Source organism: Caviibacterium pharyngocola, from assembly GCF_002795405.1.
GTDB lineage: Bacteria > Pseudomonadota > Gammaproteobacteria > Enterobacterales > Pasteurellaceae > Caviibacterium > Caviibacterium pharyngocola.
In genome coordinates, this window is record NZ_PHGZ01000014.1 from 1 (window position 1) to 23,549 (window position 23,549).

Genomic DNA, 23,549 nt, shown 5'->3' on the forward strand with positions numbered 1-23,549 from the left:
TGGAAACAGTGATAAAAAAACAAACAACAGTTCCACTGAAACCAGCGAACAAAAAATAAACAGTGGAAAGCCCCTTTCCAGTGAACAAAAAATAAACAGTGGAAAGCCCCTTTCCAGCGAACAAAAAATAAACAGTGGTGCCACTGGCACCAGCGAACAAACAACTTATTCTCAACAACGAGGTATCTACTATGGCAAATAATAATTCCAAATCCCTAGGCCCTTTACGCAGCGAAATTACCTTTACCTTACATACCAAGTATGCTCATTATCTGTGGATGGGACGAGAGCTAAAACGCGATAATAAAGGTAATATAACCATCTCATCTATTCTCAGTGTACCGAACTGTCTTGGATTGCTTTCACAAATCCAACGTGATGCTTCAGAAAATGATCCTTATGCGGATGATTACCTGTTACAGTTTGAAGAAAAAGTCATCGCTTACCGGGAAGAAATGCAAAAGCTGGTACAGCAAGTTGTTGATCTCTATATGGACAGACTACCGGAAAACTTTGAAATCGAACGTAGCGCCAACGTAACACCAGTTAGTTACGCTATCCACATCAATTCGCAATTAGGTTACCAACTACTCTACCTGCTTGGCGATTACGATGGTTTGGCTCGTGCGGCAATGATCGCCAGCCATTTAGCCTTGATTACACGTGGTGATGCTCAAGAGTGGTTAGAAGAGGGAGCTAAGCTAATCCGTCAATGTTTTGGCGTGGTTGAACACTACAAACATAGTGGCATTACTCGTCAAGATGCCGCAGAAAATAATGCCCGTTATCAAGCTGCAATACAACGTATGGGATATGAATTACCACCTGATGTGCTTTCCGGTGAATTACGTGCTGAATTTGCCCCATTAATTAAAAACCAACGTAACTATTCAGAAAACAATGATACTGATGTTCAAATGAATGTTGCAGCTCAACCTAATAGCGATAAATAATGAAACTAAACATTGATTTTACTACCTTAGATAAAGCAGTCGCCCAAATGGGAAATCCGCTTGGAGATTTCATCTTGGAATCTCCTACGGAACAAGCTGTACTGACTGAAAACTCAGATATTAATCAGAATGAGCAGCTAAAGGAGAAAAATAATGAACGGACTAATTCCTGATGATATGTATCGAGAATTTGCCAAAAAAACACCGCTGAATGCCGCAATGAAAGCTCTATTTAGCGAATTGCAGCAGGTCTCTGACTATGAGTTCCAATATGAACAACTTCATCAAGTACGGCAATGGTTGATTGAACAACAATCTGAAATGATAACAACATTGAAAACCAGTGAACTCAATATCTTACCAATTACACTGATTCGAGATAAAGCATCTTCATCTGGTGGGACGTTTTTACGTTGGCGTTATCTGACGAATACCGGTACCGGCAATATTATGTGGAGAAAGATTGTAGCAGATAAAAATCAACCACTCTCGATTCGTCAAAAACTTGTCGCAGCTGAAAAAGATCGGGTACTTATCAATATGCAAATGTCAATACTGAATTTTATGCTGCGGCAGCTGAAAGAATGTGCCCAAAAAATTGAGCATTTAGATATTCAGTAGTCGTAATTGGATATTTTTAATGCCTGACAGATTATGTTTGTAAAGCCTGATTATGTCAGTTTGCAAAGTCTGACATAAAAGGCCTTTTAAAGGTAAGGGAGCGGAGCTCCCTTATTGACGAAAAATGGCTCAGAATTTTTCGGCATTCCCCTTAACCCATTTCCCTTACCCTTTAATTAAATCATCTCTACTATAAGGTAAAAATTCTCTAAGTTAGCTGCTCAATTTTTGCTTAAACAGCAGAATGCAATTATGCAAAAATCATTTTGAAAAACAATTTTCCCTTTTAAACAAAGCTAAGGAGAACATTATGAGCGGTGTAAATAAAGTAACGATTGTTGGTCATCTTGGTAATGAGCCAGATATGCGAGTAATGCCAAACGGTGATGCTGTCGCGATGTTAAGCATTGCGACCAGTGAACAGTGGACAGACAAAAATACCGGCGAAAAACGTGAACAGACTGAATGGCATCGTATTGTATTTTATCGCCGTCAAGCTGAAATCGTTGATCAATATCTCCATAAAGGTTCACAAGTCTATATAGAAGGTCGTTTACGTACACGTAAATGGCAAGATCAAAATGGACAAGAGCGCTATACGACTGAAATTCAAGGTGATGTGTTACAAATGTTGGGTGGCCGTAATGCTAATAATCAAGGGAATAATTATGGTGCAGAGCAGAACTATCCTCTTTCCAATGCTCAAGCAAAACCAGCATCTCAACCACAGGGTGGGGAGTCAGTATTAAATAATTTTGATGATGAAATTCCGTTCTGAATTCCATATATGTAAATTTGAGACTAGCTTTACGTTGGTCCAGCGTAATCAAATAAGTGGACACCAAGTATTTAAATGGGGAAATAAATGAACTATAGTGATGATCTATTATTTTTATCTAATGTTACTCAAATAACTTCTATAATAGCTAATCGCATTAAGCATCTACTTTTTTCAAACGAAATTGAAAAAGCTCATGAATTATTAAATGTAATGAGTAATTTTACGCTTTTATTACCAATGGAATGTAACGATACCTATCATAAAAATTTGAGATTTTTCCAGTCTTTAATTATGGATTCACCATATTCAGAATTAAATGAGCTCAAGCAAACTATCAATTCTGCTCTTGCCAAGATAGAGGCTCATAAAGATTTTTCCCTTTAAGTAAATTTTCTAGTTCTAAATTTAATTCTGTTAAATCGTAAAAAGATGATGGCGTTATACCAGCATGCTTAGCTAATAAAATAGCATTGCTTTTCCCATACACATAAACTGGAAATTGTTTTATTCCATTTGCAAGTAAGTATATTGTTCGAGTTACACCGTTAATAAATGAACATTCTGAAATGTATTCTTCAGAATATCCGACCAATTTATCAAACCATAGAAGACGCTTTTCGTAAATAGGTATTCTTTTTATATATTCTTTACAACTTATTTCGGCTAGCGGAACGGGATTTATCCGTCCAAAGCTGAATCCTTTTTCAGCATAATGAAATTTGTAATCGTGTCTCCATTCATCTTCATTTCCCCAACTAAGATGAGGCTCTTGTGGATATTGCATATTTCTCCACATTATCAAAAAATTCTCAGCTTGGACAAATACGAGCTTTATTTCATCACTAGGGGATTGAAAAATAGGATGCCTCATATATATCATACGATTATCTTTAGTTTGAAATTCAAAAATTAGGTAATTCTGTAGAGTACATTCAAGCTGTTCAATAAAGGTTCTATGATTTGGAAATTTAAGCAACTCCATCAATTTATCCTCATACTTAAAAGAGTTTTAAGTAGATTTTAACCGCACTTTTGCAAAAAATGAATATCAACAAAATACTTGCAAGGAGAATGACATGCATTATTTAAAATACGCTCTATTTCTAACTTCGGCAGTACTTGTTACTGGTTGTGCAGAACTTAGTGCTATTAACACAAAGGTAGGCGAAATAGCAGGACAAATTAATCAGACACTTGGTATTAGCAGTAGTACAACTAACAATAGTTCCGTAGGCGATAACGGAATACAGATGGTTAAAAATGAATTTCAGGTTAACCAAAATGTTGATGATGTATTCTTAAAAATCCGCCGTGAATTTGGCTTTGCTCCCACTTCCCAAGGAGCAAGTACCGTGAATGAACAATGGTCAACAGATAAAGCACGTATTTTTGAAACCGTACCAGGACAATATTATCGTATGAATGGTAAATTTGGTTCAGATATGAAACGAAAATACGGATATAGTGAGATAGCTATTGAGAATAGCTTGGATGTCACGATTGAACGAGCCGGTAAAAATAAAACTTCTGTCCAATATGATGTTCGCGGTAGCCAAAATTGGTTGAAAGAAGCTGAAACCCGACTTAAACGTGCAGTTAAGTAATCTTAAAAACCTCCTTAGTTTTTACCCGACTTCGGTCGGGATTTTTATTTTCTACTAGAAAATAATTTTCCCTATCAATATAAAGACAGTTTTTTATACTTGGCTAAATGATAAAAAGAATAGCCGAGGTAACAATGAAACTCTTTCTCTGTGAAAAGCCATCTCAAGGCAATGATATTGGCAAAGTGTTAGGCGCAACAAAACGGGGAGATGGTTGTCTTGCTACACCTGACGGTCAGATCATAGTCACTTGGGGAGTTGGGCACCTTGTTGAACAATTCAATCCAGAAGACTACGATCCTGCACTGAAACAATGGACATTTGAAACCTTACCGATTATTCCCTCTCAATGGAAACTTGCCCCTAAAAAAGAAACTAAAAAGCAATACAATGTAGTAATGGGATTGTTGAAAAAAGCCAATGCAGTGATAATCGCTACCGACATTGATCGAGAGGGAGAAACTATTGCTCGTGAATTACTGGATTTAGCCAATTTCAGAGGAAAAATCCAGCGTCTTTGGTTATCTGCACTTGATGATGCCAGTATCCGGAAAGCTCTAGGACAGCTTAAATCTAATCAGGAAACTTTACCATTGTATTATGCAGGGCTTGCCCGCTCCCGTGCCGACTGGCTAGTAGGAATTAATTTTTCCCGACTATTTACCTTACTTGCTAAGCAAAAAGGTTATCAAGGGGTATTGAGTGTTGGGCGTGTTCAAACTCCAACATTAGCAATGGTTGTACAACGAGATCTGGATATTGCGAATTTTGTCTCCAAAAATCATTATATATTATTAGTGCAACTTGCTAATCAAGCCGGTCAGTTTATGGCTCAATATCAGATCCCCGATAACCATTGTGATGAAGATGGGTTATGCCTTAATTCTGCCGTCATACAGCAAGCCAATCAAGCTATTCGACAAGCTGGCTCAGCCAAAGTCCTTTCGGTGGAAACTAAACGTGAAAAAGAAAGCCCACCGTTACTGTTTAGTTTAAGCAGCTTACAAACTACCTGTAACCGCTTATTTGGTTTTGGTGCACAACAGGTACTTGATATTGCTCAATCGCTTTATGAAACTCATAAAGCAACCACCTACCCTCGTACCGATTGTGGCTATCTGCCCGAATCGCAGCTTGCAGAAGTGCCAAAGGTTATTCAAGCTCTAGCCACCGCTGACCCGCAATTAAAGCCTATTGTGAGCAAATTAGATTCCTCTCTAAAATCTCGTGCCTGGAACGATAAGAAAATCTCTGCTCACCACGGTATTATTCCGACCTTTGGGCGTGTGGATATTAGTAAAATGAATGACAGTGAACTCAAAGTTTATCAGTTAGTGCGATTACATTATCTTGCTCAATTCCTGCCACCTTGTGAAACCGATAAAACCGTTGCCACGTTTGAAAGCGGTGGACATAGCCTAATTGCCCACGGCAATGTGATGGTGAAACCCGGCTGGAAATCCCTATTAGGAAAAACCTTAGAAGAGAATACCGATGAAACTAAACAAGGCTTACCCCCACTCAATGTTAATCAGCAATGTAAGGTGGTCGATACGGAAGTTAAATCGTTGCAAACTCAGCCACCGAAGCCCTATAACGAGGGAACGCTATTGTCCGCAATGAAAAATGCGGCACGCTTTGTTACCGATCCAAGATTGAAGCAACAACTGCGAGAAACCGAGGGATTGGGTACAGAAGCCACTCGTGCACCGACTATTGAGGGATTATTCAAGCGTGGTTATTTGGTAAAAAAAGGCAAAAATATCAATGCCAGTGCTGAGGGGGTAGCGTTAGTGAATAGTCTGCCAACGGTATTAAAAGATCCGGGGTTGACCGCACTTTGGGAGCAGGCTCTCAATCAAATTGCCGAGGGAACACTAAGTCTCGACGATTTTATGGCAAAACAATCACAATTTATCCGTTATTTGATGAAACAGTGTATGGAACAAGGAATGCAAATAGGAAATATCGAGGTACGGAAATGTCCTGAATGCGGTAAGCCAATGCGAAAAATTAAGCACGAGAAAGGCACATTTTGGGGCTGCACCGGTTATCCGCAATGCCAACACAAAGAAGCGGATAAAACCACGAAATCAAAACAAGGCAGCAGCCGTAAACAAGGAACGCGTAATGTCAGCGTTTCAGACCAACTGAAACAACTGCGTCAGCACCTGAATTAGATTCTTTACAAACTTGTTCTATTTTGCTAGTATTTTTTATAAAGAGCCGTTGGCATATTGTCGGTTATCAATATGCAACACTAGCCAAAATGTACCCTAGCACGCAGAAAGGGACTCATCTCAACCTAGTCTTGACACACTTCTGAGATGGCGTGCCACCTAGTCTTTTAGATAGAACTCTTAAATCTATCTACGCCTTGTCGAGCGAATGGCTGTAAAATAAAGAATATTTTACCAGTATTTTTTGTTTTACAGCCATTCGCACTCTTGTCCTTGCCTGTGCCCTCAGGTGAAACATTGGGTGCCGTTTGTGTCGAAAGATGCCACAGCTATACCGATTATAGGCCACTAAGTAATCGGGTAACTCGCCAAAGAATGAAAGCATTGTGACGAAGATGATTTCGTTCCCGTAACGAATTATATGGCCCACCTTGATTTATGATTTATTCGAAAAAAAACCGCTGGTAAATTTTTATCAGCGGTTTTTGCTTTTTGAAAACTTACGGAATCCGAAAAACAATTTCTACTTACAATTTAAATGACATCTGATTACAGTGAAGCCATTAAGTCGCAGTGTTAACTGCCCTTAAAAGTTGCGGAGTTCTTGCAAAGCGACGGACTAGCCTGACCAAGGTAGTTGAACTCACAGCCCCCAATGTACCCTAGCACGCAGCAAGGGACTCGTTACTGAACATCAGTAATGGCGTGCCACCTATACAACCGATTTTTACCCGAGCGGGGAACGTTTTGCCCGTGTTGGGTAGAGATGTTTCTCCGCTTTTTTATATTAGGAGAAACATTATGAACACTCAAACCCAACAATCAGCTAAATCTTATTTCAACTTACACACTCAAGGTATCGGCTATTTGAACGATATTCGCGAAGTGGAATTGAAAAAAGGTGGCAAATATTTATCTTGCCGTATTGCCGCATTAACTGGCGAAAGCTCTAAACCTGAATATCGTTACTTTGACTGTAACGTAAATGGTGCGGAGGCGGAAAAACTCATCAGAAAATGTGAACAAGCGGTCAATGGTAAGAGAAAAGTGCTTATCAGTTTTGTGTTAGCCGATCTTTGGACAGATACATTTACCTATGCCAAAGATTCTGAATGGCATAAAAAAGGTGATGTTGGCGTAAGCTTAAAAGCCCGCTTGATTCGAGTAAAATCTATCAAAATTGATGGTGAACTCAAATACCAAGAACCTAAACCGACTGAAACACCTGCTCAAGCTGAATCAGTTAATTAATTGACCTAAGACCTACATTCGTGTGGGTCTTTCTTTTACAAGGAGAAAACACTATGTGTTTAAAAATCAGCATTTTTTTAACTTTATGCTTGGTGATATTTACTCTATTAGGTGTAATAGAGCAAGTGTTTAACATTCAAATACTCTTTGAAAACCTTAAGCAATTTAGATTGGTCGCTGCATTATTAGTTAGCATTATACTTGTTACAATTACTTTTAATCTAGTGGACATCAATCTAAATACACAGAAAGATTAAGTCATTCTTACCCATTGGGAAATATTTTCCAATGGAAAATGTTCCCTTTCTTTTTTAGGAGAATATCTATGAGTATTATAGACTATCTCATTCGTCATAAAGACGAACAAAATATAATCAAAGTTGCTATAAAAAAGTAAGTCGCAACGGTTTGATTCGACACATTGCATTCTACATTGAGATTGAAGGTGAGGGAAAAATTATCAATATCACTCGGGATATCGCAAATGTAATCGAAGAAAAAGTCAACAATGATGGTAGTGGCGATGCCGTTGTCATTAAAGGCGTCGGCAGTGATATGGTGTTTGTGACTCTCTATCGATTTTTTAAACGATTAGGTGTCAAATCACCATCCATTGGCATTTATACTTATCAACTTCTTTAATGTCGGAACCTCAGTATTACTGAGGTTCTTCTCATTTACCCAAGGGGAAAATTATTTCCCTTAGGGGTGATATTCCCCTTAATTTTTGGAGAATATCACTATGAATACTCAACATAATCAATCTACTTGGCAAGAAAAACTACAGAAAGCGACTGCGCTTCTTGAAGAAATACTACGTGAAAATCCAGTAGTTTATCGTTCCAACAAGGAAATCATTTTTAATACTTCTGATTCCGCCATCAAATTTTGCTCGGCCAAAATCGGCTTTAGTGAACGGGAGGAATTTCTTGTGATTTTTTTAGATAACAAACATTGTCTGATTAAAGCAGAAATTATGTTTCAAGGTTCGATTAATACCACATCAGTTTATCCTCGAGAAATCATAAAACGTGGGCTTCAACTAAACGCCGCTGCAGCAATACTGTCGCATAATCACCCATCTGGTGATGTCACACCAAGTCAGTCAGATCAACTAATCACACAAAAAATCAAACAAGCTTGTGAGCTTGTTGATATTCGTATTATCGATCATATTGTAGTCGCACCTAATGACCACTATTCCTTTCTTGAACAATCTGATATGTAAATAAGGAAAATGGACATTATTACGCGGGCAGAAACTATACTACCGATTCTGCTTGCGAAAAAATATTAAAAAGCATACCATCGTATTCTGGTGGTATGCTTTTTTCTTTAATATCCCCAAAATCTATCTCAAAACCTAAAACAATAAATTATTCAAATTTTCAAGGAATTTCTCCATAGTAACCTAATTCAAACAGGTATTTGGAGGAATTATGAAAAAATCACTAATTTTGACCACACTTTCCGTATTTTTCTTAGTTGCGTGTACCAATGTAAATAAAACTCAACAAGGTTCCACAGAAATTTTTCCTCTCCCGGATACTCCTAAACCGGCATTAATTCCTATTGAGAAAAACGATCCTAGTGCTCGCACTATTACTCCAGATTTATATCAATCACCTTTCCAAAGTCACCCTGAAATTGTACGGTACGGACGTTATACTTTGGTCAGTGTATCACCTGAATTAGGACAACGTTATTTACTCGATCAACTCGTCACAGTAAATGTACCGCAACGTAATAGAAAAGTCTTCAATGCAACGGTTGAACAAGGGTTACAAGCCACACTGAAAAATACCGGACTTAGTTTATGTGCCGGATTTACTCCAACCACCCCAAGCGAAGTGCCAACGCTATTTTCTCGTTCATTGCCACAAATTCATTACCAATTTGGTCCGATGAAATTACGTGAAGCCTTGCAAATGTTAGCTGGACCGGCTTATGAATTGACTTTGAATGATATTCAACGAATTGTATGCTTTAAACCACGAGCCGTTATTTATGACCAACCGGAATCAAAAGCAGTGGAAATGATTACCACAACAACAGAAGTGATTGAGGAATAATTATGCGCAATTCTATTTTCTATCTTGCCTTGACTGGATTAGTCTGTACTCAATCTGTTTTAGCTGCGGAGCAACGTACAAATATGACACCAACCGCAACGCATTCGGTCAATCAGCAAGCTTTAGATACCTATTCACTTAATTCCGATAATATTCAACAGCAAAAAAATCGCGAGCAAGCCCAACGTTGGGGATTAACTGAAACAGAATGGCAGCGTTATTTGGAAATTAAAAATTATGAACGTAGCTATTGGTCACCAAATCTTGATCCCTTGACAACACTCGGCGTGGAAGCAAAAACGGATGCAGAACGCCGTCGTTATGCGGAATTACTTGCTAAAAAAGAATATGAACGAGTTGAAAAAGAATTAGCTTTTCAACGCGCTTACGATCAGGCTTTCCAACGACTGTATCCGAACCAATTACCCTTTGAAGTGGAACCACACGTTTCACAAGCGACTGGGCGTATTTATTATTTCACTCGCTTAGATGACTGTGAAAAATGTGAAACAGATATTCACCGGATCTTGACCTATGCCAATAATAAAACACCGATTGATATCTATGTGGTTGGCAGCTCCGGCAATGATGAAGCCATTCGTAAATGGGCAACCAAACACCATATTGACCCGGCAAAAGTAAAATCTCGCCAAATTACCCTTAATCACGATTCTGGTTATTGGCTAAGAAATGGCAACGGTAAAATGCCGGTTGCGTTTCAGGTGCAGGGAGATGGTCAATGGCAGTCAATCATCTATTAACGAAAGCTTTGTTCTGTACATTTGTATTGTCGGCATTCTCTATTAATACAGTTGAAGCAAAAAGCAATTCACCTAAGATTTTCCAAGGATTTGGTGCGGAAGTTGACGGTTATATTCGACACTCCGCCCAACGTTACCGAGTGAGTGAAGCAATGTTGCGAGGCTTAATTAAAATGGAAGATGGCTGGTATGACAATATTTCCCCTACGGGAGCTACTGGTGTGGGTCAATTTACAATGGGTACTTGGAATTGGTTGGCTGCAAAACCCGAGGGTAAGGCGATTGGAATGCGACTTGTTGATATTAGAAATAAAGGAACCAGAGCCGATCCCCGTCGGAATAAATATATTAATACCCTTGCAACTGGATTATTAGCCAGATGGCACATCGATCAATTTAGAGAGCGAGGTATCACCATCAGCGACGCAAACCTTTATATGGCACATAACATCGGATTAGATGGTTTTCATCGAGCATTACAGGGAAAAGCAACCGCAGATGATATTCGTAATATGCGGCTTAATGGAATGAAACGGGGTATGACTGTTTCTGGATTTATTGCATATCAAAAAAGACGTTACGAACAAAACAAAGCGGAAGCCAACTTTATAACAGCTCAATCATCAGTACAGTTAGCCAAAAATCTAAATTGGGTTGAGCCTAACGATAACACTATCGTTTGGGTTCAACCGAAAACACTACAACGCCGTAATGACGGATTAGATGATTTGGTTTGGATCAATCCACAATAGCACTTATCTAGGGAAATATAATTATGGTGTTTCTGTATTTTTCAACCATATTCTGCCTAATCTTACATTTTGCCTTGTTTCATATTTAGGGGGAATAATGAAATTATCAAAATGGATTATGTTAACGACATTGTGTATCTATTTTTGCCATTTCAGCTATGCAGAACTTCAAGTCATTGCCGATCTTGGTGGTGAAAGTGCGGTACGTTTTTATGAGGGTATCCAACCGGAACACGATGAAAATGCGACACCACACCCTAATGCTTTACCGGCACAAATTACTGAAGCCGATATGTTGCCGATCATCTCACACCAATTAACACCCGGTACCGTACAATCAAGAACATTAGATTTAGCAGGGATGCAACCTATTTTTCTTGTGGGTTACGATTCAATCTCTTTTCACTGGCTTGAACTCAATGCGACTAAATTGAAAAACTTAAATGCCGTTGGTTTAGTGGTCAATGTCAAAGACCTGGATGAATTAATGCAGCTACGAGCAGTTGTGCCGGAGCTCACATTATTGCCATCATCAGCAGATGATTTAGCTGAGCGTATCCAATTATTCCATTATCCTGTATTAATGACGGCGACAGGGTTATCACAATGAAATCGGAGTTAGAAAATGAGTGATAGACATCTGATAGAAGCCTTGTTGCGACCACCGGTAGAATTTTACCCGGCGATTGTTCATAGCAGTTGTGGTTTTATTTGCATTGCAGCACCTTGGTCTTTGGCATTGCATCCAAGTATTGGCTATGGTTTTGGTTCAATTTTTGCGGCACTTGCTATCCGCCGTTTTCGCCAAGGTTGGAAGATCGTTCGTTATCACCGAAATCTCAAACGTTTACCCCATTATGCAATGACCAGTAAACAAATTCCGGTCAGCAGAAAATTCTTATTCTTGGGTAAAGGCTTTGAGTGGGAGCCAAAACACACTCAGCGGTTGCACGATTGCTTTACCGCCCGTGGTAGTGCTTATCTCAAGCCGTCCAAGTTATTTAAATTTGCCCGGGAATTGGAAAAGAAATATGACAATACGTTCACAAAATTCACGTCTAGCCAATCCTTTTGGAATCCAGTTAAACCATTGCCACCGGTTGAGGGAATTCCGGCTATTCACGGTATAGAACCAAACGAAATAGACGTTGTGCAAAATATTAGTGCTCGAGTCGGACATACGGTCGTTTTTGGCACTACCCGGGTAGGTAAAACGCGTTTAGCCGAGGTACTTGTTACTCAAGATATTCATCGTGGTAAAACACCCGAAGAACGCGAAGTTGTGGTATTTTTTGACCCCAAAGGTGATGCAGATATGCTCAAACGAATGTATGCGGAAGCCAAACGGGCTGGTCGCGAAAATGAATTTTATATTTTTCATTTGGGATATCCGGAAATTTCTGCCCGTTATAATGCGGTTGGTCGCTTCGGTCGTGTTTCTGAAGTTGCCGGGCGTATTTCCGGGCAACTCAGCGGAGCTGGGAATTCTGCTGCCTTTAAGGAATTTGCCTGGCGATTCGTCAATATTGTGGCTCGTGCTTTGGTTGAGCTTGGGCGCCGTCCAGATTATTTGCTTATTTCCCGTTATGTACAAAATATTGACTCGCTATTCTTGGATTACGCTAAGACATATTTTGATAAACAAGACCTCAGCTTATGGGGTAATTTGGTTGAAATTGCGGCAAATATAGATATTAAAAATCTGTCTTTCAGTATGAAAGAGCGACCACTCATTGCAGTTATCAACCAATACATTTTGGAAAACAAGGTATTCGATCCTATTCTTGAAGGACTGGCAAGTGCAGTACGATACGATAAAACTTACTTTGATAAAATCGTAGCTTCACTGCTGCCATTACTGGAGAAATTAACCACCGGTAAAATTTCAGAACTGCTCTCACCAGATTATTCGAATGTACAAGACGAACGCCCAATTTTTGATTGGGAAGCTATTATCCGTAAACGTGGTATTGTCTATGTGGGATTAGATGCATTATCGGATGCAACCGTTGCATCTGCCGTAGGTAATTCAATGTTTGCTGATTTGGTCTCAATGGCTGGTCATATTTATAAATTTGGGGCAGATGAGGGATTACCGGCCACATTTCGCAATAAACCGCAACAAATCAAAATCAATCTACACTGTGATGAATTTAACGAATTAATGGGCGATGAATTTATTCCTCTGATCAATAAAGGCGGTGGTGCCGGTGTGCAAGTTACCGCCTATACCCAAACACTCTCTGATATTGAAGCCCGACTCGGCAATCGCGCTAAAGCCGGACAAACTATCGGTAACTTCAACACACTCATTATGCTACGAGTAAAAGAACCGGCGACGGCTCAATTACTGACGAATCAATTATTTACCGTTACTATCTTGCAAAGTATGGTGAACTCAGGCTCAACAGATTCCAGCAATCCCGATGATGATAAAGTATTTACCTCTAACACCGGGGATCGAGTGTTATCGAAAGATGTACAAATGGTCACTGAGGCGAACGTAATGAATTTACCGAAAGGCCAGGCATTTGCCTTGTTAGACGGTAGTAAATTGTGGAAAATAAGAATGCCGCTACCGGCAGTTGACAAAGACGATGTAATGCCACAGTCGTTACAGGAATTAGCAAATTATATGCGAAAAAATTACCACGTTGTCACAAATTGGTGGGAATCTGCCTTCACTGAATATGCACCGTCACAAGAGACCGCAAAGAATTTTGAGGCAATGATGAGCGGAATGGGTAAGCCCAAAGTAGCGGATGCCGATTATGAAAAGGCGGCATTAAGTGAAATTGATGTGCCAGCGATTGATGATGACACTAGCACCGAAATCGATATGATCACAATAGATGACGAATAAGGGGATAATATGGTTGATGGAATGATCAGTAAAAATGATGTCAATATTTTAAATTTACCAACTATTCATATTGATTTTGATGGCGAGTTTATGGCCTCCTGCGGACTCTCTAATCAAGTGGAATTATTGGATAGATGTCACGAGTATTTTAAAGATTGGTTTGCCAACCGCTATACGTTGCAAGGTTTTGCTGAAAAATATGCGTCCGAACATATCAGTCTTTGGACAACTCAGGCTGTCAATATGCCCAAATCAATGGATGACCACCCATTTTTTGCTTTCGTTATTCGCTTCGACCAACTTGAAAACAGCTATGTTCTCGTACAATGCCAACTTAATTCGCAAGATAAGGTACAGTGATGAGCGAACAATCTAGGTCACTAACGGCAAAAGATAAAAAACGCTTCTGCCATCGTGCTTCCGCACTTTTGGCGACATTGACAATCTCATTATTTTTTAGTCTCATATTTGAGTGGATTGGAATTGCCTTAGTTTGGAATGAGGAAGGACATCGTCACAGCCAACAAATGATGGTCAGTGAAATGCTATGGTTATCGGAAAATTTAACCTTACCAATTTTTAACCATACGCCTCTTGAGCTGGCACAATCGGTAATTCGATTTGTGCATTATTGGTTATTTGAAATCACAGGGTTGAGTCAATGGTTATCCAACCCACAAGCAATGGGAAACTGGGAATATTGGATTTATCACAATGCCAGAGCCTATATTGAGGCTATTATTTATGTAGTCATTACCTTTATTATTCGGCTGTTCATTATTATCTTTACCAGTCCGCTATTTTTTCTCACAGCGATTGCCGGACTAACAGAGGGGTTAATGTTGCGTGATCTACGTAAATTTGGAGCGGGACGAGAGTCCAGTTTTCTATACCATAAAGCACGCCGTTGGATTATGCCGATTATGATTGGCACTTGGATAATTTATTTGTCTATTCCATTTTCTATCTACCCAATATTCATTATCGCTCCGGCAGCCACCTTATTCGGCTTGTCTATTTGTATCACCGCAGCTAGCTTTAAAAAATATTTATAATAACAAAATAACACTCGATGTTATTCAACTCGCATTCGGCATTAAGATTTCAGCTTTAATGCCGTTTTTTTCGAGCTTCTATTAATTCGAATTCGATGAAAAACTCTTTTCTTGTAAGAGTGAATTTTCCATTAAGTTTCAGGTATTTTTTTGGCACTCTGTCATCATCTTAAATAGACGATTTAGGAGTACCGATGAAAACACAACATCATTTTGGCAAACTCATTGTTATCGCATTATCCGTATTCACTTTTTCGGTTTCGGTATCTGCTACCGAACAGGAACAACTCACCCAGGCAATGAAACAATTGGATGCCGCTAAACTTTCACTCAAACGAGCCTTAAAAGAAGCATCCACTTCGCCGAAAACCCGCGAATATTTCGATTATGCCGCTGCCGAACGCGATATAAATACGATTAAAGCTGGTATCAACCAATATATCAATCCAAGTCGTGCAATTCCTCGTGATCCGAAAGCAATGCGTACCTTGACTGAAGATTACAGTAAGCAACGTACCACTAAATAAGGAGCTTTGTGATGTCCGGAACAAGCCCGATTGAAGTATTTGAAACTGCTAGTGGAATGAATCCAACCAGTTTAAAAATTGTATTAACGGTGATTTTTGTTGCCGGAGTTTTGCTGGCTTATGCCTGGGCAGTCAATAGCGGTTTCAAGGGATTTACACTTGGAAACGGCACGATATGGTCATTTCTCATTCTCGTTCTCAAAGGACTAGCATTACTCATCTGTCTCATCTTATTTTTTATCTACTAGTAAATAAAAAGGAGTTCATTATGAACAAAATTAAATCATTCTTTCAAAAACTCTCTCAACATTATCTTAGCGTAATGTTGTTACTGTGGGGGGCGACTCAACAAGCATTAGCAGCTGGGCCGGATGCGTCAAAAATTCCAGAGTTCAAAATCCCCGGTGTTGATAGTACCACGAAAGATCCGATTGAAATTATTACCATTGTTGCAAAATCATTAGTTACGCTCGCTGCGGTACTCTTAGCTGCCGGTTCAATTTTTGTGGTCGTTAAAGCACTGATCAGTATCTACAACGAAGCAACTTCTGAAAATGGTAAAAAAGGTTGGGGACATTTTATTGTTGCCTTAATTATCGGCTTTATCGTTATTTTCTTCTGCTTGTGGTTAGTCAAACTCGCAGTAGATCTATTCTAAACATCGTTATGGAGATCGACTATGAGCACTTCAGTAGAAGAAGATATTGCCTTTTTACCTACGAGACTTAATCGTGAAGCAACGGTGTACGGTGGAATGACAGTTACCGAGTTCGGTATCTCTGCCGTGATTGGTTTTGTCATCGGTTTAATAGTCGGTCTCTTTCTATGGATATTAACCGGTTTTTGGTTACTAATGCCGGCATTAGCAATGCTCCTATGTATCGTGACTGTTTTAATCGGTAAAAGTGTGGTTGCTAGAATGAAACGCGGTAAACCGGAAGCCTATTTGAATCGTTTGATTGAAGTCAAAATGGATAATTGGCTATCCGGTGGGCGATTTATCGAACGTGATGGATTTTGGGCAACTCGCAGACAATGGGGGAAATAATAGTGAGCCAATTAAAAGGAGCCATTAACGAGAAACGCAGCCATATCAACACACTACGGTTCATCATCGGTGTATTGGGTGTCATTTGTCTGTGTTTAATCGGCGTGATTTTTACTGCACCTGATAGACTACAAATATTTAATCCACCTGATTTGCGATCCGGCAGCCAACGCCCTTGGTGGGAAGTGCCTAATTCCACCGTGTACGCATTTGCCTACCAAACTTTTCAACAACTTAATCGTTGGACGGTAAACGGCCAAGTGGATTACAAAAACAATATTGAAAATTTACAACCACTACTTACCCCTGGATGCCAACGATTTTTACAACAAGATTATGCGGATAGACAGCGTTACGGTGAATTGCGTGACCGTACTCGCGGAATCTATGAAATTATCGGTCGTGGTTTTAGCGATGATAAAGTTCAAGTTTTGAGCCGAGACAGCTGGATTGTCAATTTAGATTTAAGTGTCGATGAATATTTCCAAGATGAGCCGGTAAAACGCGTATTTACCCGATTCCCTATCAGTATTGTGCGTATGGATGTAGATATGCAACGTAATCCGTGGGGGCTTGGATTTAACTGTTACAGTTCAACACCGTTACGCCTAGAGGGGGTTGAATCCACAGAGGGAGCGAAATAATGAAAACATCACAATATTTATTACCGCTATTAGCATTAACAGCCATTCCAATGGCTCAAGCAGAAATCCTGATGAAATGGGAGCGAACACCGTTACCGATTGATTTACAGGTCAAAACCGAACGTATTATTTTTGTCGATAAAAATGTACGTGTTGGTTATCCGCCTGAATTAAAAGATAAACTCCGTATTCAATCCACCGGTGGGGCGGTTTATCTTGAAGCATCCGCTGAATTTCCAAGTACCCGATTACAACTGCGTGATGTCAGTACCGGTGAAATGATTTTACTTGATGTGATGGCTAAAAATAAAGTGGCTAACCCTCAAGAATCGATCCGTTTTTTGTATAACGAAAGTGTGGCTAAGCAAACCAATTCAAATGTACAACAAGACGACCCGATTAATATGATGGACGTTCGTCCTAATTTACCTGTACCGGCAGTCTTGACCCGTTATGCTGCTCAAATGCTCTATGCTCCATTACGTACCGTTGAACCGTTAAATGGCGTACGTCAAGTAGCTCATCGCTTACCGGCTAAAATTACCACATTGCTTCCGGCGTATTCTATTCAAGCCGTTCCGTTGATGAGCTGGCAACTGGACAATTACGTCGTCACGGCTATTCGTTTACAAAATCGTGGTAGCTCCAGAATTACCCTTGATCCGCGTGAGCTGCAAGGTCGTTTTTATGCGGCAACATTCCAACATCATTGGCTTGGTGGTTACGGTAGTAATGAAGATACCACAACCTTGTATTTAGTGACAGAGGGTTTTGCCGATAAAGCGATTATTCCGGAAGCTCAAAAGTATACTACCCCTAAGAAAATCAAAGTGAAGAAAACAGTAAAAGTGACTAAAGTGGTGAGTACCTCCCCGACAACGACATCATCAACGCCACAGCCAACACCAACGACAAGTACCGTTATTGAACCGCAATATTAGGAGGTTGAGATGAAAGCTAATAAAATGTTTTTTGTTATTATCGCCATCGTCGTTGCGATGGTCGGTGGGATCATTTGGTTCTTATTTGGTGGTACGGGTTCAACGCGTCAAGATCCGGATAACTCGCGTGATGTATTAGATATTTCCTTAAAAGACTTAACACCGGAAGAACTCCGAGCAATGGGAATCGAGGGCGATACACCGCAAGATACCGTGCGAACCTTAATTGGTACAGTCAAATCCAATAACAAAAAAGTAGAAGAAATCATTGCTCAAAATGAACAACTAAATCGAGAAAATGATCGTTTACGAGATAAAAACAACAATCTTGACTACCAAATCGGCGAAGCAGTTCGAGCCGAAACACAAGGCTTGCTTAATGAAATTCAGACCTTACGGGGGCAACTGGAAACGGCAAAAAATCAGTTAGTCCATCCAAATGGAGAAAATGTTGCGGTTCAAGGGCAAACTGGTGGCATTGCTGTAGGTAATAGTGAATATAGCGTGAATGGTAATATGCCGGAAGCCTATGGTATGCAATGGGTTGAACCAAGTGATCGCGTTGGTCTTGATGGTAATGGGAATGTCTTGCTTGACAATGTAAGTGGCACAGCAAAGTTCGGTTTTCCAAATGATTTTTCTGGCAACAATAAAAACAGTTCAAGTAGCACCAAAGGACTCCCTCTAATGCCAAATACCGATGAAACATCCGGCAATGCAATCGGTAATGCCATTAATAGTACCTTTAATCGACACAGCACGCCATTTTATACCATTCCGGATAACTCCACCTTAATGGGGGCGACTGCAATGACTGCTTTAGTGGGACGTGTACCGATTAATAATAATGTGACTGAACCCTATCCGTTTAAATTACTGATCAGTAGAGAAAACCTAATGGCTAACGGGATTGAACTACCGGATATTGAGGGAGCGATTGTTTCCGGCAATGCGACCGGCGATTGGACACTTTCCTGTGTAAGAGGCACGATTACCAGCTTTACCTTTGTTTTCCAAGATGGTCGTATCAATACAGTATCGCAGGGAGGCTCAAATACGGTTTCTTCAGGAAATCAAGGTAGTCTTGGTTGGTTATCAGATAACAGCGGTATTCCTTGTGTACCGGGTAAACGAAAAACCAATGCCCCAGAATATCTTACCACAAATTTTTTCTTGTCTGGCGCAGCCGCGGCAGCCCAAGGACTATCACAATCTCAAACTACAACGGTGGTTGATGGTAATAGCATTGTAGGAGCCGTAACAGGAGAACAAGGTAAATTTATTCTTGGGCAAGCACTCGGCGGTGGGTTACGTGAGACCGCAGATTGGGTCAGACAACGTTTCGGTCAAACATTCGATGCCATCTATGTGCCACCTGGCCATAACGTAGCCATTCATATCAGCCAACAAATTGCCATTGATTACGATACCGGTAATCGTAAAGTGAAATATACGCAAGTATCTAGTTCTAGCAAATTGGATTAAGGAGAATACAATGAAACTTAAAATGTTATTCGCCGGTGTCGCCTTATTGACATTAACCGCCTGTTCTACATCACAAGAGGATTTATTGCCGACTAATGGCGAAACAATGCGTGATATTTGGCAAAGAGGAAGTGGACAAGACAGTCAGTTACAGCTTTATCGTAGCCAGGATAACCGTTTGCTTGATCCGGTAAATTATATTTCGCCAAACGAACAAAAAAGCTATACCCGTACCGCAGAAAACGAAGCCAATAGCTTATTTCCGCGTTTACCAAATCCGGATTTGATTATGTATGTGTATCCGCATTTGACGTCATCTGCCGAACAAATGCCGATACCAGGCTATTCAACCATCATTCCATTCTATGGACGGACACAATACGCTCAACCGGGTGAACGTACCAGAGGGTTATGATTATGCTCTCAGCACTCAAAGATCTATTTTTATCTTCCCCAACAAATAAGGCTCTGGTCAATGAGAATGTAGCACCATCTGCCGCACTTGATACCCCAAGCGAGAATGAAAGTGCGGTCGAAAAAACACAAGTATTACCGCCTAGCTATGGTCGAAGCGGTAAGCTCACTCAGAGAAAACATCTCGCCACAATTTACGGGAAAGAACCGTCTTTTATCGATCATTTGCCTTGGTCGGAATATTTGGAAAATGAGCAAGTGATGTTGCTTGACGATGGTCGTAGCGTAGGAGCGGTTTTTGATATTAAACCGATTGGCACAGAAGGACGTAGCAATGATTATTTGAATCGCATTCGTACTTTGGTTAAGGACGCAATTCAAGACAGTTTTGATGAATTTGATATAAACCCCTATGTAGTGCAATTTTATTGCCAAGATGAAACCGATTTGAAGCCCTATGTTGATAATCTGAAACAATATATTAGTCCGTCAGCCAAAGGCAGTGCATTTACTGAAAACTGGCTCAATACTATGGAAAAGCACCTAAATGACATCAGTAAACCAGAGGGATTGTTTATTGATGACCGAGTAACAAATACCGCGTGGTCAGGTCGTATCCGCAAGACTCGAATGGTTATTTACCGTTATGTGGACAGCAATGAACAATTTGATGCTATCGATCAGCTAAATAATGCCTGTGATCGCATCAATGGTGCTCTAGCGACCGCCGGATTGCAAACCGAACGGCAAAACCACCACAATATTCATCAGTGGTTGTTACGTTGGTTTAATCCCAATCCAAGCCGTAATTTTTCAGGTTTGAGTAATAATGAATGCTATCATCTGCTCGGCACAAATAACGGCGCAGATACGGATAATATCCCATTAATGTGGCAGGATTTCAGTGAAACGTTATTTTATAGTCAACCACAAAGTAAATCACAATATTGGTATTTTGATGAACAACCCCACGAAGTTATAGTAGTGGATAATTTGCGTAAGGCTCCCGGTACCGGACATATGACTGGCGAAGTAGTTCGCGGACGTAATATCAACGCACTTTTTGATCTTATGCCGGAATCAACCATTATGGTCATTTCCGTAGTTATCTCGCCACAGGATAAATTAGAAGCCCATTTAGAAAAACTCAGTAGCCGCGCAGTAGGCGATAATTTTGAATCAAGGTACCTTAAACAAGACTGTAATACAGTAACAGAATATCTCAAAGATAAACATAAACTGTATCCTACTTCAATGGCGTTTTATTTACGCGGTGAAACAGAAAAACAGCTGCGTGATCGCAGCCGGGATTTACGCACCATTTTGCTCAGTAATAATCTGGTACCGGTCAAAGAGGGTTCAGAAATTGCACCGCTAAATAGCTATTTGCGCTGGTTGCCGATGAATTTTAACCCACAACAGGATGCAAAGAGTCGCTATTACACCAAATATTTCTTTGTACAGCACATTGCCAGTATGTTGCCAGTATTTGGTCGTGAAACTGGTACCGGACATCCGGGCATTACCTATTTTAATCGTGGTGGTGCCCCTTTTGATTTCGATCCGTTAAATCCAAAAGATCGTTCTAAAAATGGACACAAATTGCTACTCGGTCCAACAGGCTCTGGGAAATCGGCTACGCTCAATGCTCAAATGGCTCAAGTAATGGCGATTCATCGTCCACGTCTTTTTATTGTGGAAGCCGGTAATTCTTTTGGTTTATTTGCCGATTATGCAGAACGCTACGGATTGAGTGTAAATCGTATTTCACTCTCACCAAGCAGTGATATTGTATTGCCATTATTTGCGGAAGCTCATCGTTTATTAGAAATGGATGTGGACGTTGAAGATGTCCCGGAAGATACCGATGATGACGAAGAAAATGGCGATGAACAACGTGACTTACTTTCTGAAATGGAATTAACTGCACGATTAATGATTACTGGCGGCGAAACCAAAGAAGACGAAAAAATGAGCCGCGCTGATCGGGCGATGATCCGACGAGCTATTTTAATGGCTACTCAAAAAAGTCATCAGGAAGACCGACAAACATTAACCGGTGATGTACAACAAGCTTTAGATGCGTTGAGCCGTAGCGATAATGTGCGTGAAGAACGTCGTCCACGTGCCGCAGAAATGGCAGAAGCGATGGAAATGTTTTGTACTGGAGTAAACGGTCGATTTTTCAATCGTTCCGGTGAAATCTGGCCAGAAGCGGATATTACGCTTGTGGACTTAGCAATGTTTGCCCGTGATGGTTATGAAGCAGAACTGGCGATTTCCTATATTTCATTGATTAATCACATCAATAGCTTGGGCGAAAAATATCAGCACAGCTTTAGACCGATAGTCAATGTAACGGACGAATCACACATTATTACCGTTAATCCGCTTTTAGCCAAATTTTTGACTAAGGGCTCCAAAATGTGGCGTAAATTGGGGATTTGGTTATGGTTGGCCACACAAAATATGGATGACTTCCCAAATGAAGCTAGCAAATTACTCAGTATGTTGGAATGGTGGGAATTACTGAACCTTTCCAACGATGAGGTCGAAGAAGTCAACCGTTTTAGACGGTTGACGGATGCTCAAAAAACAATGCTGTTATCAGCAAAAAAAGCCGATAAAAAATATACGGAAGGTGTGGTGTTAGCAACCAATATGGAGGCTTTATTTCGCGTTGTACCGCCGAGCTTATTCTTAGCCCTAGGTATGACTGAAAAACACGAGAAAGCAGAACGCCGTCAATTAATGATGGAACATCATTGCAGCGAACTCGATGCAGCCTTAATGGTTGCAAAACGCATAGATAAGAACCGGGGGATTGAATAATGGAAACAAGAGAGGCAGAACAAATTATTGAACATCATCGGTTATTCAATGTCGGTCCAAGAATACAGGCTTTATCCTTTTTTTCTGACCAAGTGCGCTCAGATTTGATTCAATTTTGTCACCTTATCCAGGCAAAAATTGGGCAAGGAAAATCTTTGAACATCTATCCGCACCGTATATTGCAGCAAGGAATGTGGGCGGTACAACTGGTTGGTGAACAAGATAAAATTCATTTGCTATTAAATATCGCCGGACGTTTTAAATTAACAATACCAACAGAAAACGAGCCTTGGCCGGTGCGGTGGCAAATTGATATTGCCGATCATATTGATGCATATTGGTTTACCGAATTGTTATCACAGGAACTAAAGCTAGAACATACCGTTATACACTTATCCACAAAATCTGTGGATAAGCAGGGAGAAAGGATCGATGAAACCGGTAAAATCAATTCATAACGCAAGATGGCTAAAAAACGCACTTTGGATCGTCGGTATTGTGATTTCTGTGGTATTGGCTACAGTTTTCTTCGGTTATATTGCTGTGACCTTTTTTCCAAGTGTAAATCTGCAGCACTGGTTTCAGCAAACCAAATTTGTGTGGATACTGGTTCGCTTAGGCATTTATTGTATTGTCGGCGGCTTAGTGTACACCATTCATAGACATCAACCAGTATCCGGCAAAGCAATCGGACTATTGGTATTCGGTATCTCACTATTTGAAATACTGAATATTCTCTACATCATTGGTTGAATCAGGGAGAGT

General features: G+C 40.2%; 29 protein-coding genes. 28 read left to right on the top strand and 1 reads right to left on the bottom strand.

The window, feature by feature from the left end:
• The 5 genes from CVP04_RS12245 to ssb all read left to right on the top strand — a co-directional run.
• Window positions 1-202 (top strand): hypothetical protein (locus CVP04_RS12245; protein ID WP_165772780.1); only part of this gene is annotated, 202 nt, incomplete at its 5' end.
• Complete coding sequence (locus CVP04_RS07280; protein WP_100296858.1) at window positions 192-953, top strand: PFL_4669 family integrating conjugative element protein; 762 nt, start codon at window positions 192-194, stop codon at window positions 951-953. The genes CVP04_RS12245 and CVP04_RS07280, both read left to right, overlap by 11 nt.
• A complete protein-coding gene (locus CVP04_RS12250) occupies window positions 953-1,126 on the top strand; it encodes a hypothetical protein (RefSeq protein ID WP_165772781.1) in 174 nt (57 codons plus the stop codon). Before CVP04_RS07280 ends, CVP04_RS12250 begins: the two co-directional genes overlap by 1 nt.
• The gene (locus CVP04_RS07285) at window positions 1,107-1,574 is read left to right on the top strand and encodes a DUF3158 family protein (RefSeq protein WP_243385185.1); all 468 of its coding nucleotides are present in this window, start codon (window positions 1,107-1,109) and stop codon (window positions 1,572-1,574) included. Before CVP04_RS12250 ends, CVP04_RS07285 begins: the two co-directional genes overlap by 20 nt.
• A gap of 310 nt (window positions 1,575-1,884) precedes the next feature.
• On the top strand, window positions 1,885-2,352 hold the full coding sequence (ssb, locus tag CVP04_RS07290; protein ID WP_100296860.1) for a single-stranded DNA-binding protein: 468 nt from the start codon (window positions 1,885-1,887) through the stop codon (window positions 2,350-2,352).
• A 337-nt stretch (window positions 2,353-2,689) separates the two neighbouring features.
• On the opposite strand, the gene CVP04_RS07295 is transcribed toward ssb, so the two are convergent.
• Complete coding sequence (locus CVP04_RS07295) at window positions 2,690-3,337, bottom strand: plasmid fertility inhibition factor family protein (protein ID WP_100296861.1); 648 nt, start codon at window positions 3,335-3,337, stop codon at window positions 2,690-2,692.
• Window positions 3,338-3,431: 94 nt separating this feature from the next.
• Here CVP04_RS07295 and CVP04_RS07300 point away from each other — a divergent pair, with 94 nt between their 5' ends.
• From CVP04_RS07300 to CVP04_RS07415, 23 genes are all read left to right on the top strand, one after another.
• The gene (locus CVP04_RS07300) at window positions 3,432-3,959 is read left to right on the top strand and encodes a hemophilus-specific protein (protein ID WP_100296862.1); all 528 of its coding nucleotides are present in this window, start codon (window positions 3,432-3,434) and stop codon (window positions 3,957-3,959) included.
• Between the two features lie 134 nt (window positions 3,960-4,093).
• Entirely contained in the window at window positions 4,094-6,139 is a 2,046-nt protein-coding gene (locus CVP04_RS07305) for a DNA topoisomerase III (RefSeq protein WP_100296863.1), read from the top strand.
• Window positions 6,140-6,940: 801 nt separating this feature from the next.
• On the top strand, window positions 6,941-7,390 hold the full coding sequence (locus CVP04_RS07310; protein ID WP_100296864.1) for an STY4534 family ICE replication protein: 450 nt from the start codon (window positions 6,941-6,943) through the stop codon (window positions 7,388-7,390).
• A 408-nt stretch (window positions 7,391-7,798) separates the two neighbouring features.
• Window positions 7,799-8,032, top strand: coding sequence for a hypothetical protein (locus CVP04_RS07320; RefSeq protein WP_100296866.1), 234 nt, complete (start codon window positions 7,799-7,801; stop codon window positions 8,030-8,032).
• A gap of 100 nt (window positions 8,033-8,132) precedes the next feature.
• On the top strand, window positions 8,133-8,618 hold the full coding sequence (locus CVP04_RS07325; protein WP_100296867.1) for a JAB domain-containing protein: 486 nt from the start codon (window positions 8,133-8,135) through the stop codon (window positions 8,616-8,618).
• A 211-nt stretch (window positions 8,619-8,829) separates the two neighbouring features.
• On the top strand, window positions 8,830-9,462 hold the full coding sequence (gene pilL2 / locus CVP04_RS07330) for a PFGI-1 class ICE element type IV pilus protein PilL2 (protein ID WP_100296868.1): 633 nt from the start codon (window positions 8,830-8,832) through the stop codon (window positions 9,460-9,462).
• Window positions 9,463-9,464: 2 nt separating this feature from the next.
• Entirely contained in the window at window positions 9,465-10,223 is a 759-nt protein-coding gene (locus CVP04_RS07335) for a TIGR03759 family integrating conjugative element protein (protein ID WP_100296869.1), read from the top strand.
• Complete coding sequence (locus CVP04_RS07340; protein WP_100296870.1) at window positions 10,202-10,975, top strand: lytic murein transglycosylase; 774 nt, start codon at window positions 10,202-10,204, stop codon at window positions 10,973-10,975. The genes CVP04_RS07335 and CVP04_RS07340 overlap by 22 nt, the downstream gene beginning before the upstream one ends.
• 97 nt (window positions 10,976-11,072) lie before the next feature.
• Window positions 11,073-11,585, top strand: coding sequence for an integrating conjugative element protein (locus CVP04_RS07345; protein WP_100296871.1), 513 nt, complete (start codon window positions 11,073-11,075; stop codon window positions 11,583-11,585).
• 15 nt (window positions 11,586-11,600) lie between these two features.
• On the top strand, window positions 11,601-13,838 hold the full coding sequence (gene traD / locus CVP04_RS07350; RefSeq protein WP_100296872.1) for a type IV conjugative transfer system coupling protein TraD: 2,238 nt from the start codon (window positions 11,601-11,603) through the stop codon (window positions 13,836-13,838).
• A gap of 9 nt (window positions 13,839-13,847) precedes the next feature.
• Window positions 13,848-14,198, top strand: a complete 351-nt coding sequence (locus CVP04_RS07355) for a hemophilus-specific protein (protein ID WP_100296873.1) — start codon at window positions 13,848-13,850, stop codon at window positions 14,196-14,198.
• The gene (locus CVP04_RS07360; RefSeq protein ID WP_100296874.1) at window positions 14,198-14,893 is read left to right on the top strand and encodes a TIGR03747 family integrating conjugative element membrane protein; all 696 of its coding nucleotides are present in this window, start codon (window positions 14,198-14,200) and stop codon (window positions 14,891-14,893) included. The genes CVP04_RS07355 and CVP04_RS07360 overlap by 1 nt, the downstream gene beginning before the upstream one ends.
• Before the next feature lie 194 nt (window positions 14,894-15,087).
• On the top strand, window positions 15,088-15,420 hold the full coding sequence (locus tag CVP04_RS07365) for an integrative conjugative element protein, RAQPRD family (protein ID WP_100296875.1): 333 nt from the start codon (window positions 15,088-15,090) through the stop codon (window positions 15,418-15,420).
• Window positions 15,421-15,431: 11 nt separating this feature from the next.
• Window positions 15,432-15,668 carry a DUF3262 family protein gene (locus CVP04_RS07370; RefSeq protein WP_100296876.1) on the top strand — a complete coding sequence of 79 codons (237 nt, stop codon included), beginning with the start codon at window positions 15,432-15,434 and terminating at the stop codon, window positions 15,666-15,668.
• A gap of 20 nt (window positions 15,669-15,688) precedes the next feature.
• Complete coding sequence (locus CVP04_RS07375; RefSeq protein WP_100296877.1) at window positions 15,689-16,078, top strand: DUF2976 domain-containing protein; 390 nt, start codon at window positions 15,689-15,691, stop codon at window positions 16,076-16,078.
• 21 nt (window positions 16,079-16,099) lie between these two features.
• The gene (locus CVP04_RS07380; protein WP_100296878.1) at window positions 16,100-16,468 is read left to right on the top strand and encodes a TIGR03750 family conjugal transfer protein; all 369 of its coding nucleotides are present in this window, start codon (window positions 16,100-16,102) and stop codon (window positions 16,466-16,468) included.
• A gap of 2 nt (window positions 16,469-16,470) precedes the next feature.
• Window positions 16,471-17,112: a PFL_4703 family integrating conjugative element protein gene (locus CVP04_RS07385; RefSeq protein ID WP_100296879.1), complete on the top strand. Its 642-nt coding sequence runs from the start codon at window positions 16,471-16,473 to the stop codon at window positions 17,110-17,112.
• On the top strand, window positions 17,112-18,053 hold the full coding sequence (locus CVP04_RS07390) for a TIGR03749 family integrating conjugative element protein (protein ID WP_100296880.1): 942 nt from the start codon (window positions 17,112-17,114) through the stop codon (window positions 18,051-18,053). Before CVP04_RS07385 ends, CVP04_RS07390 begins: the two co-directional genes overlap by 1 nt.
• Before the next feature lie 9 nt (window positions 18,054-18,062).
• Window positions 18,063-19,538 carry a TIGR03752 family integrating conjugative element protein gene (locus CVP04_RS07395; protein WP_100296881.1) on the top strand — a complete coding sequence of 492 codons (1,476 nt, stop codon included), beginning with the start codon at window positions 18,063-18,065 and terminating at the stop codon, window positions 19,536-19,538.
• 10 nt (window positions 19,539-19,548) lie between these two features.
• Window positions 19,549-19,953, top strand: coding sequence for a TIGR03751 family conjugal transfer lipoprotein (locus tag CVP04_RS07400; RefSeq protein ID WP_100296882.1), 405 nt, complete (start codon window positions 19,549-19,551; stop codon window positions 19,951-19,953).
• A 2-nt stretch (window positions 19,954-19,955) separates the two neighbouring features.
• A complete protein-coding gene (locus tag CVP04_RS07405) occupies window positions 19,956-22,784 on the top strand; it encodes a conjugative transfer ATPase (protein ID WP_100296900.1) in 2,829 nt (942 codons plus the stop codon).
• Window positions 22,784-23,242 (top strand): hypothetical protein, encoded by a 459-nt coding sequence (locus CVP04_RS07410; protein ID WP_100296883.1) that lies wholly within the window; start codon window positions 22,784-22,786, stop codon window positions 23,240-23,242. Before CVP04_RS07405 ends, CVP04_RS07410 begins: the two co-directional genes overlap by 1 nt.
• On the top strand, window positions 23,217-23,537 hold the full coding sequence (locus CVP04_RS07415; RefSeq protein ID WP_100296884.1) for a hypothetical protein: 321 nt from the start codon (window positions 23,217-23,219) through the stop codon (window positions 23,535-23,537). The genes CVP04_RS07410 and CVP04_RS07415 overlap by 26 nt, the downstream gene beginning before the upstream one ends.
• Window positions 23,538-23,549: the final 12 nt, after the last annotated feature.